A 14722-nucleotide genomic window follows, 5' to 3' on the forward strand; every position below is an offset into this window, starting at 1 on the left:
TGGGTCATTCTGTAACGCTTTGCACCATTGCAGTGCAAAAATTGGTTACCAGAAGGAACATCGCGGAAATTCGAGCTATACAGTTGGCCCGAGGCCAACGAAACAGGACTGCTGTTCTACCTGTTACCGCACCCACTGTCCAGCCTGGAAACGCCGTCATGCTCCAGAAAGGAGCGCTTCCGACGCCCGGTGGGCGCCGGAAGCCTCTCACCGTCAACGCGCGGCAGCGGCCAGGCTCGGGGCGGCAGGCTGACGCCGACCCACCCAGGTACCGATGGCCACGACCACCAGTGCCAGCAGACCGGTCGCCAGGATCTCGAAGCGGTGGGCGTCGCTGAACAGCATCACGGTCAGGGCGCCGACGATGAAGACGATCACCGCCCAGGTCAGCCAGGGGAACAGCCACATGCGGAATTCCAGACGCTCGCCCCGGGCCATCAGCTTGCGTCTCAGGCGCAGCTGGGTCACGGCGATCACCAGGTAGACCAACAGGGCGACGGCACCGGAGGTGGACAGCAGGAAGCTGAACACCGCCTCGGGCATGGTGTAGTTGGCGATGGTGGTCAGGAAACCCACGGCGGTGCTGGCCAGCACCGCGGTACGGGGCACGCCAGCGCTGGAGGCACGCCCCATCTTGGCCGGGGCATCGCCACGGCGGGCCAGGGAGTAGAGCATGCGCGACGCGGTGTAGAGCGCCGAGTTCAGGCAGCTGGCCACGGCGACCAGGACCACACAGTCGACGATCAGCTTGGCATTGGGAATCGACAGCACTTCCAGGGCGCGCTGGTAGGACCCCACGATCGGCAGCTGGGCATCGTTCCAGGGCACCATGGACACCACCAGGAAGATGGAGACCAGATAGAACAGCGCGATCCGCCAAATCACCGAGTTGGTGGCCTTGCTGATCTGCCGGGACGGATCCTTGGATTCAGCCGCGGCGATGGTGACGATCTCGGTGCCCATGAAGCTGAACATGGTGGTCAGCAGGGCGCCCAGCACCGCGCCAAAGCCATTGGGCATGAAGCCGCCGGTATGGGCCATCAGATTGCTCAGGCCACTGACCTCGCGACCGGGCAGAGCACCGACCAGCGCCGCCGCGCCCAGGGCGATGAAGGCGACGATGGCGATGACCTTGAGCAGAGCGAACCAGAATTCGAACTCGCCGTACTTGGCGACGCTGAACAGGTTGGTCACGGTCAGGATGCCGGTGATGATCAGCGCGAACTGCCAGGTGGCGATGGCCGGGAACCAGGCATTGAGGATGGCGGCGGCAGCCACGGCCTCCAGCGGAATGACCAGCACCCAGAACCACCAGTACAGCCAGCCGATGGTGAAGCCGGCCCAGCGGCCGATGCCCTGTTGGGCATAGGACGAGAAGGAGCCGGTATCGGGCGAGGCGACCGCCATTTCACCCAGCATGCGCATGACCAGCACCACCAGGGTGCCGGCCAGGGCGTAGGCCAGCAGCACGGCCGGACCGGCAGCGGCGATGGCATGACCGGAGCCGACGAACAGACCGGCACCGATCACTCCAGCGATGGACAACATGGTCACATGGCGCGGTTTGAGCGCCGGAGAGAGGTTGCATTCTACGTTGGACATAAGGTGTTACCTGACAACGGAAAGCCTCCCAAGTGCAACTTGCGCGCCACCCTCGCTGAAATCGGCACAAAATGAACTCAAAGGGTGCAACGCTTCGCGCAAAGTCGCGAAAAAGCGGCACTTTGCCTAGCTATTGCACTAACTATTTGATGTGCAAAACGATTTCTTTCGTGTGCCGCTGCGCTTCTACCTTGCTTCGTTAGGTATCACTTTGTGCAACTTGCACCATCATGGTGCCGACAAAGGTGGAACCTCAGGTAACCGCATGTGACGAGGATGCTACTGCCTCCACCCGGCGAGGCAGCACGAAGGCCTCGATCTCCTCAAGAAATATCCTTTCCACGGTAAAGGTCCATCGCAGCTGCTCGGACTGACGAAATCAGGACTTCAAAGGCCAACAAAGAGGCTTTTGCGCATCGCCGCACGGGTGAAGGGAACTTGAATGGCTGCCAAGCCTCTGCACAGCTGCGACAAAATGTAACTGCAGTGGCCATATATTGGTAATATTCCAACATATTAGCTAGCTAACCATAAGCCCTGCGGATCACGTCGGGCACCTGATGAGACCTTGATCATGTCCGCAGACGATTCCGTCCCGGCCCGTCGCGACTTCCTGCGCAAGTCCCTGAGCCTGATCCCCGTGGTCGCCCTGGCGGGCGGTGCAACCTCAGGTCTGGCACTCGCCGCGCCCACACCGGAAAACAAGCCCGGCAGCAGTCCGCGCGCCGACCACTACCAGCCAGTGTTCTTCACCGCCGAGGAATGGGCCTTCGTACAGGCTGCGGTGGCCCGGCTGATTCCGGCGGACGAACTGGGCCCGGGTGCCTTGGAAGCCGGTGCGCCGGAGTTCATCGATCGGCAGATGCAGACCGCCTATGCCCGCGGTGGCCTCTGGTACATGCAGGGCCCCTTCGCCGTCGATGCCGCACCGGAAATGGGCTATCAGAGTCGCCTGGTGCCGCAGGATCTCTATCGCCTGGGGATCGCCGCGGTGGACCGCTGGACCCGTCAGCAACACGGCAAGGTCTTCGCCGAGCTGGTACCTGCCGAGCAGGACGCAACCCTCAAGGCCCTGGAAAGCGGTGACGCCGCCCTGGACGGCGTACCAGCCAAGCTGTTCTTCGCCCAGCTGCTGCAGAACACCAAGGAAGGCTTCTATTGCGATCCGCTGCATGGCGGCAACAAGGAACTGGTCGGCTGGAAACTGGTGAATTTTCCCGGCGCCCGCGCCGACTTCATGGACTGGGTGGAACGCGATGAGCGCTATCCGCTGCCCCCGGTCTCCATTCGCGGGGAGCGCGGTTGATGGCCAAGGTACTGCCCAGCAAGAACGTGGTGATCGTCGGCTTCGGCTGGACGGGGGCCATCATGGCCAAGGAACTGACCGAGGCCGGCCTGGACGTGGTGGCCCTGGAACGCGGCAGCTACCGTGACACCTATCCCGACGGCTCCTATCCCCAGGTGATCGACGAACTCACCTACAGCATCCGCAAGAAGCTGTTCGTCGATGTGTCCAAGGAAACCGTCACCATCCGCCACAGCGTCAACGACGTCGCCCTGCCCAACCGCCAGCTGGGCGTCTTCCTGCCCGGCGATGGCGTGGGTGGCGCGGGCCTGCACTGGTCGGGCGTGCACTTCCGGGTCGATCCGGTGGAGTTGCGCCTGCGCAGCCACTATGAAGAACGCTACGGCAAGAAATTCATCCCCGACGGCATGACCATCCAGGACTTCGGCGTCAGCTACGCCGAGCTGGAGCCCTACTTCGACTTCGCCGAAAAGGTGTTCGGCACCTCGGGCACCGCCTGGAGCGTCAAGGGCCAGGTGGTGGGCGATGGCAAGGGTGGCAATCCCTATGCCCCGGATCGCTCCAGCGACTTCCCGCTGCCGGCGCAAAAGAACACCGTCTCGGCACAGCTGTTCGAGAAGGCCGCGCGCGAGGTGGGCTATCACCCCTACAACCTGCCGTCGGCCAACACCTCGGGCCCCTACACCAATCCCTATGGGTGCCAGATGGGCCCCTGCAACTTCTGCGGCTACTGCAGCGGCTACGTCTGCTACATGTATTCCAAGGCCTCGCCGAATCTCAATATCCTGCCGGCGCTCAAGCAGGAGCCGCGCTTCGAGCTGCGCAGCCAGGCCCATGTGCTGCGGGTGAACCTGGACAGCACCGGCAAGAAGGCCACCGGGGTGACCTACCTGGACGCCCAGGGCCAGGAGCTGGAACAGCCGGCCGACATCGTCATCCTCGCCGCCTTCCAGTTCAACAACGTACGCCTGATGCTGCTGTCGGGCATCGGTCAGCCCTATGATCCCAAGACCGGCGAGGGCGTGGTCGGGCGCAACTTCGCCTATCAGAACATGGCCACCATCAAGGCCTTCTTCCGCAAGGATCAGCACCACACCAATCCCTTCATCGGCGCCGGTGGCAACGGCGTGGCAGTGGACGACTTCAATGCCGACAACTTCGACCATGGCCCGCACGGCTTCGTCGGCGGCTCGCCCATGTGGGTCAACCAGGCCGGCACCCGGCCCATCGCCGGGGCGGCCAATCCACCCGGCACCCCGCAGTGGGGCAGTGCCTGGAAAAAGGCCCAGGCCGGCTACTACAACCACCAGCTGTCGATGGACGCCCATGGCGCGCACCAGTCCTATCGTGACAACTACCTGGATCTGGACCCCACCTACCGGGACGCCTATGGCCAGCCGCTGCTGCGCATGACCTTCGACTGGAAGGACAACGACATCCGCATGACCCGCTTCATGGCCGACAAGATGAAGAAGATCGCCGAGGCCATGAATCCCGAGCACATCAGCGTCTCGGTCAAAGACTTCGGCGGGCACTTCAACACCGCCAGCTACCAGACCACCCACCTCAACGGTGGCGCCATCATGGGTACCGACCCCAAGACCAGCGCGGTCAATCGCTACCTGCAGAGCTGGGACGTGCACAACGTCTTCGTGCCGGGCGCCTCGGCCTTTCCCCAGGGCCTGGGCTACAACCCCACCGGCCTGGTGGCGGCCCTGACCTATTGGTCGGCGCGGGCCATCCGCGAGCAGTACCTGAAGAACCCCGGCCCCCTGGTGCAGGCATGAGAGGCGCGCCCATGATCTTCCGTACCCTCGCGACCCTGCTGCTGGGCGCCGGCCTGGCCATGACGGCCCAGGCCGCCGAAGACGCCGATCCGGCGCTGGTCAAGCAAGGCGAATACCTGGCCCGCGCCGGCGACTGCGTGGCCTGCCACACGGCGCCAGGCGGCCAGCCCTTCGCCGGCGGCCTGCCCATGCAGACGCCCATCGGTACCCTCTACTCGACCAACATCACCCCGGATCGGCAGACCGGCATCGGCGACTACCGCTTCGCCGACTTCGACGCCGCCATCCGCCAGGGCATCGCCAAGGAGGGCCATACTCTATACCCGGCCATGCCCTACCCATCCTATGCCCGGGTCACCGAGGCGGACATGCGCGCCCTCTATGCCTACTTCATGCACGGGGTCACCCCGGTCACCCAGGTCAATCGTGACAGCGACATCCCCTGGCCGCTGTCCATGCGCTGGCCCCTGGCGATCTGGCGCCAGTTGTTCGCTCCCGAGGTGGTGCAATTCCAGCCCGCGCCGGACCAGGACCCGGTGGTGGCGCGCGGCGCCTATCTGGTGGAAGGCCTCGGCCACTGTGGCGCCTGCCACACACCACGCGCCTTCACCATGCAGGAAAAGGCCCTCTCGCCTGCCGATGGCAAGGACTTCCTGGCCGGCAGCGCACCCCTGGAAGGCTGGATCGCCAAGAATCTGCGTGGCGATCATCGCGATGGCCTGGGCAACTGGAGCGAAGACCAGCTGGTGCAGTTCCTCAAGACCGGTCGCTCCGCCGACAGCGCCGTGTTCGGTGGCATGACCGAGGTGGTGCAGCACAGTCTGCAATACCTGAGCGACGCCGACCTGCGTGCCATCGCCCGCTATCTCAAGGCCTTGCCGCCCAAGGATCCGCACGATGCGCCCTTCCAGCCCGATGGCCGCGCCGCCGCAGCGCTCTGGAAGGGTGACGACAGCGCCCGCGGGGCCCAGGTCTATGTGGACAACTGCGCCGCCTGCCACCGCACCGATGGCCAGGGCTACGACCGGGTATTCCCGGCACTGGCCGGCAATCCGGTCCTGCGCACGGCCGACGCCAGTTCGCTGATCAACATCGTGCTCAAGGGCGGCACCCTCCCCGGCCTGCATACGGCACCCTCGATGATCGTCATGCCGCCCTTCGGCTGGCGGCTGAACGACGCCCAGGTGGCCGATGTGGTCAGCTTCATCCGCGCCAGCTGGGGCAACGACGCCGCCCCGGTCAGCGCCGCCGACGTCGCCAAGTGGCGCACCGATGACACCCGCACCACCTCGGGCGATGACCTGGGCCAGGCCTTTGGTCACGGTCAGCCAGAGCTGCGCGAAGCGGGCAAGTAGCGAACGAAGGGGCGCGACCTCGTCTATAAAGACAGGCCGCCCCCGGAGATGCCTGGATGACCTGCGTACTACACCTGCTCAACGCCAGCGGTCGCCTGGACCCCTGGCGCGCCATCCTGCAGGAGACCTTCACCGATGCCCTGACCCGTATCGCTGCGCACCTGCCCGAGCAACGGGTCGACGTGGTGGTGCAGGCGGGCGCCTGGGTGATCCCGGAGTTGGGTCTGAATGGCTACAGTCCGGACGCCGAGCGGATCTTTCTGACCCTGGACCCCGACAGCCCGCACCTGCAGCAAGCCTTCCCTGACCGCTTCACCGCCCTGCTCGGCCACGAATTGCACCACTGCCTACGGCATGCCGGTCCTGGTTATGGCAGCACCCTGGGCGAGGCCCTAGTCAGCGAAGGCCTGGCCTGCCAATTCGAGCGCGAGCTGACTGGCCGGCTGCCGTTCTATGCCCAGGCCGCCCCCCAGGAAATGGCGGCACACTGGGAAGCACTAGGTGCTGAACTGGACCAACCGTACGATCACGCCCGCTGGTTCTTCGGCAGCGGCGACCTGCCTCGCCACCTCGGTTATGCCCTGGGCAGCTGGCGAGTCGGTCGTTATCTGCAACGTCATGGCCTGACGGCCGCCGCCTGCGGACAGTACCCGGCTACAGCCTTTCTCGCGGAATGATCTCACCGCCTTAGCCAAGCCGGCGCGACGGCGGCGAACACCTCGTCCAGCCATTCGACCCAGGCGCGCACCCCTGCGAGGTCTCCACTCTTAGTGGTCGTTACGCCATCTGATTTCGCCCAGCGACCTTTCGTACAGACCTGAGGACCATCAAGCCCATCGCCGACCAGCGGGCTTGCGCGGCTGGCATCGATCCTGCTAGCTTGATCGGGTTAGTACCAAGCTGACCCCAATCGCTGGACGCCTTTCCGCTCGTTGTAGCAGCGCGAAATAAGCGTCATCCGGATCGAATAGATCCCTCGATTGCTCAGGATCTGCCGCCCTGGCCTCTGAATCTCGTGCCCGGCCGGTTGCCTGCCTTCCCAAGTACTTACCTGCATGCCTGGGCGTCTCGCCCACACGCTGCCTTCCTCCAGCCAGAGATTCAGCCGTCGGCCGTTATGGGTACGAGGTTGCTGGAGTTATTTCACCGCGCCGACTGAGCGTGGATCCCAAGGATAGTTAGATGAACATTCAAAATCAGGCCATTGCGGCCATGCAACACCTCCAAGCGGCCTTCGCGCCGTTTCAATGCATCACCACCCCGGCTTCGCGCAAGGGTGGCTTCAGTTTCACCGTGATCGACGAGCGCGGTGTCGCCTGTCGTAGCGAGCGCCTCTACCCCGAGCAGTACAACGCTGCCGACGGCCTGGAGCGGGTCATCGCCCGTACCCGTCGCGCCCTGGTGGCCTAAGACTCCCTGCGAGTGCCGGACGCATCACGGTTTCCGTGATGCCCATGCCGGCAGCCTCCATCTGCGGTATGTTTGGCACAGCTTCGCGTAGGCGTGAGCCAAACAATGAATCCCAAGATGGAGGTCGCATGTCGCAAGTCGTATTCATCCGCCATGGCCAGTCGGCGTGGAACCTGGAAAACCGCTTCAGTGGCTGGGCGGATGTGGATCTGACCGAACAGGGGATCCGCGAGGCCCACGAGGGCGGCAAGGCACTCAAGGACGCCGGCTTCCTTTTCGACGTGGCCCACGTCTCGGTGCTCAAGCGCGCCGTGCGCACCCTGTGGCACGTGCAAGAAGGCATGGACCAGATGTGGCTGCCAGTGGTGAGCGACTGGCGCCTCAACGAACGTCACTATGGTGGCCTGACCGGTCTGAACAAGTCCGAGACCGCTGCCAAGTTCGGTGAAGAGCAGGTCCTGGTCTGGCGCCGCAGCTACGACGTACCGCCGCCCGAGCAGAGCGTCGAGGAGCAGCAGGCCCTGGCCGCCGATCCGCGCTATGCCGGTCTGTCGCTGGATCAGGTGCCGCGCACCGAGTGCCTCAAGGATTGCGTCGAACGCGTCCTGCCCTACTGGAACGAAGTCCTGGCCCCGGCCATTCGCAGTGGCCAGCGCGTGCTGGTGGTCGCCCATGGCAACTCCATGCGCGCCCTGATCAAGTACCTGGACAACATCTCCGACAGCGACATCGTCAGCCTCAACATCCCCAACGGCGTGCCGCTGGTGTACGAGTTCGACGAAGACCTCAAACCCACCAAGCACTACTACCTGGCCGACCCGGACGAGGTCGCCGCCAAGATGGCCGCGGTGGCCAATCAGGGCAAGGCGAAGTAAGGCCTCTTTCGTCCGTCCTCTGGTGGAGACCTGGCACGGTTTTCCACAGGGTCGACGAGGTGTGAGCGGTGGATAAGGCTGAAGCCATTATCCACCCTGCCGACGGCTGACCTATCGTGGTCACGGGTCGCGGTAGGTTGGGTTGAGCGCAGCGAAGCCCGACAGGTCTCGCCTCAAGGTGCTGGCCCTGTTGGGCTTCGACGGTGAAGCCGTCTCAGCCCAACCTACGATACTGGCGCGGCCCATGGCCGCCATGCCCCGTACGCCCAGACCCGCGGAAGGGAAAACCGCCTGGCGTTTTCCACAACAAAGGCCGCAGGGGAACGGTGGATAAGGCGACGCCGTCATCCACCCTACCACTCAGGTTCGGTCATTCGGGCGCTTCACCACCCGCGCCTCACCCAAGACGCCTTCTCGCTGGGCGCCCTCGTCCTGACCCGCCTGAATCTCTTCGTCGGCTTCTACCCCACCGTCGCCCGGGCTCTTCTCGCCCTTTTCCTTGCCTTCGTTGCTGTGGTGTTCGATCACCGCATTGATCTCCGCGCCGAACAGCAGCACCGCCGAAGACAGATAGAAGTACAGCAGCAAGACGATGATGGCGCCGATGCTGCCGTAGGTGGCGTTGTAGTTGGCGAAGTTCTGCACGTAGTAGCCAAAGCCCAGGGACGCCAGGATCCAGACCACCACTGCCAGCACCGAGCCCGGGGTGATGAAGCGAAAGCTCTGCTTCACGTCCGGGGTGACGTAGTAGAGCGCCGCCACGGCGATCATCAGCAGGGCCACGGCCAGCGGCCAGCGAATCAGCGCCCAGAGGGTGACCATGTAGTCTTCCAGCCCGACATAGGCGGCCAGCCAGTTCATCACCTGGGGGCCCAGCACCATGAGGGCGGCAGCGCTGAGCAGCAGCCCGGCGAGGCCGATGGTGTGCAGCACCGACAGGGGAATGCGCTTCCAGGCCGGGCGGCTTTCCACCACGTCGTAGGCGCTGTTCATGGCGGTCATCAGCGAGCGGAAGCCACCCGAGGCGGACCAGAGGGCAACGATGATACTGAAGGACAGCAGGCCGCCCTTCTGCGTCTGCAGCTGGTCGATGATGGGATTGACCGTGTCCAGCGCGGTGACCGGCAGCAGGTAGGCGGCCTGTTCGCGCAGGAAGGTGAAGAAGTCCGGCAAGTGCAGGAAACCGATCAGGGCGATCAGGAACAGCAGGAAGGGAAACAGCGAGAACAGCATCTGGTAGGCCAGCGCCGCCGCATAGGTGGGCATGTCGTCGGCCACGAATTCCTGGACGGCACGCTTGACGAGGGTGAACGGCGAAATGCCGCGCAGGCTGAAGGCAAACAAGGACATAACGGCTCCTGACGAACATTCCTCACGAAGGATTCCTGGAGCGGGCCTGCACGGCCTGCGCCCGGCGGCTTTTGCAGACCGCCCTACCTTCAGAGTGGCGGCAGCCGGGTTGGTTGCGCGCCGTCGTCAGAAGCCGGAACCGGAGGCATCCCGGCAGGCGGCGATCTCGGCGGCCGTGGGCACCCGGAGCTCCTCTATCCCGCGACGTTCATCGAAATGGATGAAGCCGGCGGCGGCGAATTCGCGCAACCAGCCCTCCATGGGCCAGAGCCCCCAGCGCGCCTGAAAGCGCCGGGCATTCTCCAGGATACTGGCGAAGTGGTTGAGCGGCGGGTGATAGGTCGGGTGGTACTGGTGGAAGGCGCGCGCCTCGGCCTGATAGACGGGCACCCCCGCGTCACGGGCACGAAAGGCGAAATCGGTGTCCTCGCCGCCATAGCCACGATAGCCCTCGTCGAAACCGCCGATGCGGCTGAAGGTGGCGCGCGTGCAGGCGAAATTCAGCGACCAGAACAGCGGATGGGGAATCATCTCCCCGCTCGGTCGATCCCGGTGCAGGGGATGGACGACGCCCGAGGCGAGCAGCGCCTCCGGCGTCCAGTCACCTTCCGCGACGCCGGCCGGCAGGTAGTGGACGAAGCCCTGGTGCAGGGCGTCGGGGCGCGCGGCCAGCGCCCGGCGATAGGCATCGAGCAGGTCTGGTGCGGGGATGCAGTCCACATCGAGAAACACCAGCGCCTCGCCGGGTGCAGCGGCCACGGCGGCATTGCGCGCGGCGGCCAGGGGCAGGATGCCGTCGCCTTCGACCGCCTGTACCTGGATCGGAAAGCGCGAGCTGTGCAGTGCGCGTGGTGCCTCGTTCATCTGCACCACCACCAGGGCGGCGGGCGGGGTCGGCGCCAGCTCCAGGCCGCGGATCAGGTTGGCCAGTTGCCGCTCGCGGCCATGGACCAGGGTCAGGACGATCATGTCAGCACCTCCTGGGCGACTTCTCGAATACAGGCTGCGGCGCGCCGGGCGCCCTCGCCATCGCCTACCGCCGCCCAGCGCTCGGGATCGAGCCCGCGTGCCCTGGCCAGCAGCTCCGGCCAGTCATCGTCAGCGGGCCAGGTTTCGCCGGTGAGCGCCAGGCCCTGCATGGCCAGCAGGCGCCCGGTGGACAGTTGCTCGTCGAAGGGCCGGGCATCCGGCAGGCAGATGAAGCGACAGCGCAGATCGGCCAGCTCCGCCACCAGGCTGTCACCCGCCGAGCCGACCACCAGCTCGGCGCGGGTCAGCCAGGGCGCGGGATTGGCGACGCTGCCGAGGAAACTCAGATTGGCCGGCGCCACGGTGGCGTCCTCCGCCACCGGACCCAGCACCGTCCAGCGCCAGGCGGGACAGGCGCGCGCCGCGGCGACCAGTCGCGCGCGGCTGAAGGCGGTGCCGCCATGGCCGGCGATGACGGTGACCGTGCCGGGCTCGCGCAGGCTGTCGCGTCGTTGCCCGGCATAGCGCGACAGGCTGCCGGCATAGCAGGTCTTGGCTCGCCAGATGGCTGGAGTGGCGGGTTCTTCCAGATGTTCCGGATAGGGTGCCAACAACCGGCTGGCACTGGCATAGGCCAGTTCGTGGGCGGCATCGAAGCGGCTGCCGCGCTGACGCAGATAGATCGTCGGCACGCCACACAGCCTGGCCAGCAGTGCCACCTCCACCGAGACGTCGACCACCAGCAGACAGGGCCAGGCGCGGCGAAACCAGTCCACCAGCAGGCCCATGCGCTCGCGCAGCCCTGCCACTCCCAGCGGCGCATAGTGCAGGCAGGCGAAGGCTTCGCCCTCGACACCCGGGGCCACGTCGGGCGGCAGCGGGCAGAGCTGGACGTTGGGCAGCTCCACCTGTTCGGGCAGGCGACTGCCGAACAGGGTCAGGGGGCCATCGAAGGCGGCGGCGATGGCCAGGGCTCGGGTCACATGGCCGGCGCCGTGATGGTGGGCGTAGTAGCCGATGTTCAGCTCAGCCACGGGCGGTCTAGCCACGGGCCACCCGACCGGCGGCGACATCGGCGAGCAGGCGCTCGTAGCGATCGATCATCAGGCGATGGCTCCACTGGGCTTCGGCCCGCGCTCGGCAGGCCTCGCGGGACAACGACAGGGCCTCGCGCAGGGCTGCGGCCAGGGCCGGGACATCACCCGGCGGGGCCAGGGCGCCGGTCTCGGCGGTGAGGAGTTCCGGCAGGGCACCGCGGGCGAAGGCCGCCACCGGCGTACCACAGGCCAGCGCCTCGGCGACGATCAGGCCGAAGGGTTCGTCCCAGCAAGGGGTCACCAGGCAAGCGCGGGCCTGGGCGACTTCGACGGCCAGGGCGGTGCGGTCCAGGTGACCGAGGTAAACGGCCTGGTCACCCAGACGCGGCACGATCTCCTGGCGAAAGTAACGCTCGTCGGTGGCCTGGCCAGCCAGGCGCAGGGGCACACCGGCCGCCCGTGCGGCGTCCAGCGCCAGGTGCGGCCCCTTGTCGGGCACCAGGCGACCGAACCAGAGCGCATGGTCGCCGATTGGGGTACCGCGCGGCCGCCAGGCGTCGAGATCGATGCCGTTGGGAATCACGTGGCAGGCCGGCGCCAGGTGCGCCCAGTTGTCGGCATTGGCCTGGGACACGGTGCAGTAATGACCGCCACCGCGCTTGTGCAATTCGCCGATGGCGTTGATCAACTCGAAGAACGGCGGGGTATGCAGCACCGTGAGCATGGGCGTGCGGATCAGCCCGGACATGGTCACCGGCACATAGTGCAGGGCATTGTTGAAAATGACGTCGAAGCCATGGCTGTCGATGCGCTGCATGCAGTCGAGATAGCCGTAGTGCTCGTCGAGGTACTCGGAGCTGAGTACGTTGCGCTTGCGCCGGCAACCATCCGTCCCGTAGTTGCCGTCGTCGAGGATGGGTACCACCTCCAGCTCCGGCGCCGAAGCCGAACTGGCGAACAGAGTCACCCCATGGCCACGCTCGCGCAGTTGCAGGGTGATGTCGTAGGTGAAGGCCTCGAGACCACCGGCGAACGGCTGGCGTACCGGGTGTTTCACGTGGGTGAGAATGCCTATGCGCATGGAGCCGTCCGCTTGCTGTTGACCGTCATCCCACCGTCCTCATTGCTAGCCGCTGGTTGATAGGAGTCTCAGCGATGGGAATTGGTTGTGCGCTTCGTCGTGAAAGCCGCACGGCGGGAAAACCTCCGAACCCCGCAGGGAGTCAGCCTTCCTGGACCCGTATTCCCAGCAGACGACGGAGGTTTCCATGCGTTATGAACTGCACTACTGGCCCAGCATCCAGGGCCGCGGCGAATTCGTCCGCCTGGCGCTCGAAGAAGCCGGCGCGGACTACCTGGATGTGGGCAACGCCCCGGAGGACGAAGGCCTGGGCATACCCGCCATGGAGGACTACCTGCAAGGCAAGCAGACCCACCGCCCACCCTTCGCCCCGCCCTTTCTCAAGGCCGGCGACGAGGTCGTTTCCCATGTCGCCAACATCCTCCAGTACCTGGGGCCGCAGCTGGACCTGGTGCCGCCGGACGAGGAGTCGCGCTTCTGGGTACATGGCCTGCAACTGACCATCACCGACCTCACCGCCGAGGCCCACGATGTCCATCATCCGGTGGCCATCTCCCTGACCTATGAAGAGCAGCAGGACGAAGCCCGACGCCGGGCCAAGGCCTTTGCCGGCGAGCGAATCCGTACCTATCTGAGCTATTTCGAACGGGTGCTGGGTTACAACCCGGCGGGTGATACCTGGCTGGTGGGCGAGCGGCGCTCCTATGTCGACCTATCGCTGTTCCAGGTGGTGGCCGGCCTGACCTATGCCTTCCCCAACGCCATGCGTCGTCTCGCCCCGGAGATCCCGCGGGTCCTGGCCGTGGCCGAACGGGTGGCGGCCCTGCCCAACATTGCCGCATACCTGGCCTCGTCGCGCCGCCTGCCGTTCAGCGAGAACGGCATCTTCCGTCACTATCCGGAGCTGGATCCGGCCTGACGGGCAAAGAAAAGGCCGCCTGGGGGCGGCCTTTTCACTGTGGCTGGATTCAGGCGCGGTCGATGGTGTTCTTGACCGCTTCCTTACCCTTGCCCACGTTCTTTTGCAGTTTGCCTTCGGCTTCCTGGGCACGACCCTCGCCTTTCATGCGCGAGTTGTCGGTGGCATCGCCGACGCCTTGCTTGACCTTGCCGGCCACTTCTTTGGCGGTACCCTTGATCTTGTCGCTGGTGCTGCTCATATCAGTCTCCTTGGGATCGCACAGGCAGTGCGCTTGTAAAATCCGACTACGGCTCTAACCGGGTGGTTTCGACCACTCGTCGCCCAGCGCAGCGGCCAGGAGCCTCAGGAAGCTTTGGGCAGCGGCCTTGGAAGCCTTTAGACTTCCCGCCCTTTTTCGTGAGCGATTGCCCAGGCGCCGCCCCTTGGTGGGAACGTTGCGCAGGGCCGCCTCTCCAAATTCCACACCCCTTCAATGGAGACTTCTGATGTCGCTGAGCCAATTCGACAACCTGCCGGGCGTGACCGCCCAGCCCGACGCCGCCACCCGCGAGTTCGTCTTCAACCACACCATGCTGCGGGTCAAGAACCTGGAGACCTCGCTGGACTTCTATACCCGCGTACTGGGTTTCACCGTGGTCGATCACAAGGACTTTCCGGACGCCAAGTTTAGCCTGACCTTCCTCGCCCTGGTCGATCGCAACCAGGTGCCGACAGACCCGGAAGCCCGCCAGCGCTGGCGCAAATCGACGCCGGGCATTCTCGAGCTGACCCACAACCATGGCACCGAGAACGATGCCGCCTTCAGCTACCACAACGGCAACAGCGATCCACGTGGCTTCGGCCATACCTGCGTGGCGGTCCCGGACATCCGCGCCGCCTGCGAGCGTTTCGAGCAGTTGGGCGTGGCTTTCCAGAAGCGCCTGACCGACGGCAGCATGAAGGAAATCGCCTTCATCAAGGACCCCGACGGCTACTGGGTCGAAGTCATCCAGTTTACCCCGCTGTCCTGATCCCTCCGGGCCCGGCGT

At 65.2% G+C, this 14722-nt stretch carries 14 protein-coding genes; 8 read left to right on the plus strand and 6 right to left on the minus strand.

All coding sequences use genetic code 11. The features are described from left to right. Positions 1-213: 213 nt before the first annotated feature. A complete protein-coding gene (gabP, locus tag V6W80_RS22790) occupies positions 214-1602 on the minus strand; it encodes a GABA permease (protein WP_017639328.1) in 1389 nt (462 codons plus the stop codon). Positions 1603-2176: 574 nt separating this feature from the next. On the opposite strand from gabP, the gene V6W80_RS22795 reads away from it, so the two are divergent. From V6W80_RS22795 to gpmA, 6 genes are all read left to right on the plus strand, one after another. Continuing rightward, on the plus strand, positions 2177-2908 hold the full coding sequence (locus tag V6W80_RS22795; protein ID WP_338545436.1) for a gluconate 2-dehydrogenase subunit 3 family protein: 732 nt from the start codon (positions 2177-2179) through the stop codon (positions 2906-2908). Beyond that, on the plus strand, positions 2908-4695 hold the full coding sequence (locus V6W80_RS22800; protein WP_338545437.1) for a GMC family oxidoreductase: 1788 nt from the start codon (positions 2908-2910) through the stop codon (positions 4693-4695). The genes V6W80_RS22795 and V6W80_RS22800 overlap by 1 nt, the downstream gene beginning before the upstream one ends. A gap of 11 nt (positions 4696-4706) precedes the next feature. Continuing rightward, entirely contained in the window at positions 4707-6050 is a 1344-nt protein-coding gene (locus V6W80_RS22805) for a c-type cytochrome (protein WP_338545438.1), read from the plus strand. 56 nt (positions 6051-6106) lie between these two features. Continuing rightward, positions 6107-6727: a DUF2268 domain-containing putative Zn-dependent protease gene (locus tag V6W80_RS22810; RefSeq protein ID WP_338545439.1), complete on the plus strand. Its 621-nt coding sequence runs from the start codon at positions 6107-6109 to the stop codon at positions 6725-6727. Positions 6728-7232: 505 nt separating this feature from the next. Further along, complete coding sequence (locus V6W80_RS22815; RefSeq protein ID WP_017639323.1) at positions 7233-7460, plus strand: hypothetical protein; 228 nt, start codon at positions 7233-7235, stop codon at positions 7458-7460. A gap of 128 nt (positions 7461-7588) precedes the next feature. After that, positions 7589-8335, plus strand: coding sequence for a 2,3-diphosphoglycerate-dependent phosphoglycerate mutase (gene gpmA, locus V6W80_RS22820; protein WP_064307752.1), 747 nt, complete (start codon positions 7589-7591; stop codon positions 8333-8335). 360 nt (positions 8336-8695) lie between these two features. On the opposite strand, the gene V6W80_RS22825 is transcribed toward gpmA, so the two are convergent. From V6W80_RS22825 to V6W80_RS22840, 4 genes are all read right to left on the minus strand, one after another. Next, positions 8696-9685, minus strand: a complete 990-nt coding sequence (locus V6W80_RS22825) for a YihY/virulence factor BrkB family protein (protein WP_338545440.1) — start codon at positions 9683-9685, stop codon at positions 8696-8698. Between the two features lie 126 nt (positions 9686-9811). Beyond that, positions 9812-10654, minus strand: coding sequence for a glycosyltransferase family 2 protein (locus V6W80_RS22830; RefSeq protein ID WP_160922073.1), 843 nt, complete (start codon positions 10652-10654; stop codon positions 9812-9814). After that, positions 10651-11688, minus strand: coding sequence for a hypothetical protein (locus tag V6W80_RS22835; RefSeq protein ID WP_017639319.1), 1038 nt, complete (start codon positions 11686-11688; stop codon positions 10651-10653). Before V6W80_RS22835 ends, V6W80_RS22830 begins: the two co-directional genes overlap by 4 nt. A gap of 7 nt (positions 11689-11695) precedes the next feature. Continuing rightward, positions 11696-12772: a glycosyltransferase gene (locus V6W80_RS22840; protein ID WP_338545441.1), complete on the minus strand. Its 1077-nt coding sequence runs from the start codon at positions 12770-12772 to the stop codon at positions 11696-11698. A gap of 187 nt (positions 12773-12959) precedes the next feature. On the opposite strand from V6W80_RS22840, the gene V6W80_RS22845 reads away from it, so the two are divergent. After that, positions 12960-13691 carry a glutathione S-transferase family protein gene (locus tag V6W80_RS22845; RefSeq protein WP_160922075.1) on the plus strand — a complete coding sequence of 244 codons (732 nt, stop codon included), beginning with the start codon at positions 12960-12962 and terminating at the stop codon, positions 13689-13691. A 49-nt stretch (positions 13692-13740) separates the two neighbouring features. On the opposite strand, the gene V6W80_RS22850 is transcribed toward V6W80_RS22845, so the two are convergent. After that, a complete protein-coding gene (locus V6W80_RS22850) occupies positions 13741-13932 on the minus strand; it encodes a CsbD family protein (protein WP_026083651.1) in 192 nt (63 codons plus the stop codon). Between the two features lie 247 nt (positions 13933-14179). Between V6W80_RS22850 and gloA the strand changes: the two genes are divergently transcribed. Further along, positions 14180-14704, plus strand: a complete 525-nt coding sequence (gene gloA, locus V6W80_RS22855) for a lactoylglutathione lyase (RefSeq protein WP_017639315.1) — start codon at positions 14180-14182, stop codon at positions 14702-14704. The last annotated feature ends 18 nt before the right edge of the window (positions 14705-14722 follow it).

It is taken from the genome of Pseudomonas benzopyrenica (genome assembly GCF_036884265.1).
Taxonomy (GTDB): domain Bacteria; phylum Pseudomonadota; class Gammaproteobacteria; order Pseudomonadales; family Pseudomonadaceae; genus Chryseomonas; species Chryseomonas benzopyrenica.

Bases quoted from the DNA above. Each gene is read 5' to 3' on its own strand.
- V6W80_RS22800 (WP_338545437.1), top strand. From the start codon at position 2,908: ATGGCCAAGGTACTGCCCAGCAAGAACGTGGTGATCGTCGGCTTCGGC.
- V6W80_RS22830 (WP_160922073.1), bottom strand. From the start codon at position 10,654: ATGATCGTCCTGACCCTGGTCCATGGCCGCGAGCGGCAACTGGCCAAC.
- V6W80_RS22845 (WP_160922075.1), top strand. From the start codon at position 12,960: ATGCGTTATGAACTGCACTACTGGCCCAGCATCCAGGGCCGCGGCGAA.
- V6W80_RS22805 (WP_338545438.1), top strand. From the start codon at position 4,707: ATGATCTTCCGTACCCTCGCGACCCTGCTGCTGGGCGCCGGCCTGGCC.
- V6W80_RS22850 (WP_026083651.1), bottom strand. From the start codon at position 13,932: ATGAGCAGCACCAGCGACAAGATCAAGGGTACCGCCAAAGAAGTGGCC.
- gpmA (WP_064307752.1), top strand. From the start codon at position 7,589: ATGTCGCAAGTCGTATTCATCCGCCATGGCCAGTCGGCGTGGAACCTG.
- V6W80_RS22840 (WP_338545441.1), bottom strand. From the start codon at position 12,772: ATGCGCATAGGCATTCTCACCCACGTGAAACACCCGGTACGCCAGCCG.
- gloA (WP_017639315.1), top strand. From the start codon at position 14,180: ATGTCGCTGAGCCAATTCGACAACCTGCCGGGCGTGACCGCCCAGCCC.
- V6W80_RS22825 (WP_338545440.1), bottom strand. From the start codon at position 9,685: ATGTCCTTGTTTGCCTTCAGCCTGCGCGGCATTTCGCCGTTCACCCTC.
- gabP (WP_017639328.1), bottom strand. From the start codon at position 1,602: ATGTCCAACGTAGAATGCAACCTCTCTCCGGCGCTCAAACCGCGCCAT.
- V6W80_RS22795 (WP_338545436.1), top strand. From the start codon at position 2,177: ATGTCCGCAGACGATTCCGTCCCGGCCCGTCGCGACTTCCTGCGCAAG.
- V6W80_RS22815 (WP_017639323.1), top strand. From the start codon at position 7,233: ATGAACATTCAAAATCAGGCCATTGCGGCCATGCAACACCTCCAAGCG.
- V6W80_RS22810 (WP_338545439.1), top strand. From the start codon at position 6,107: ATGACCTGCGTACTACACCTGCTCAACGCCAGCGGTCGCCTGGACCCC.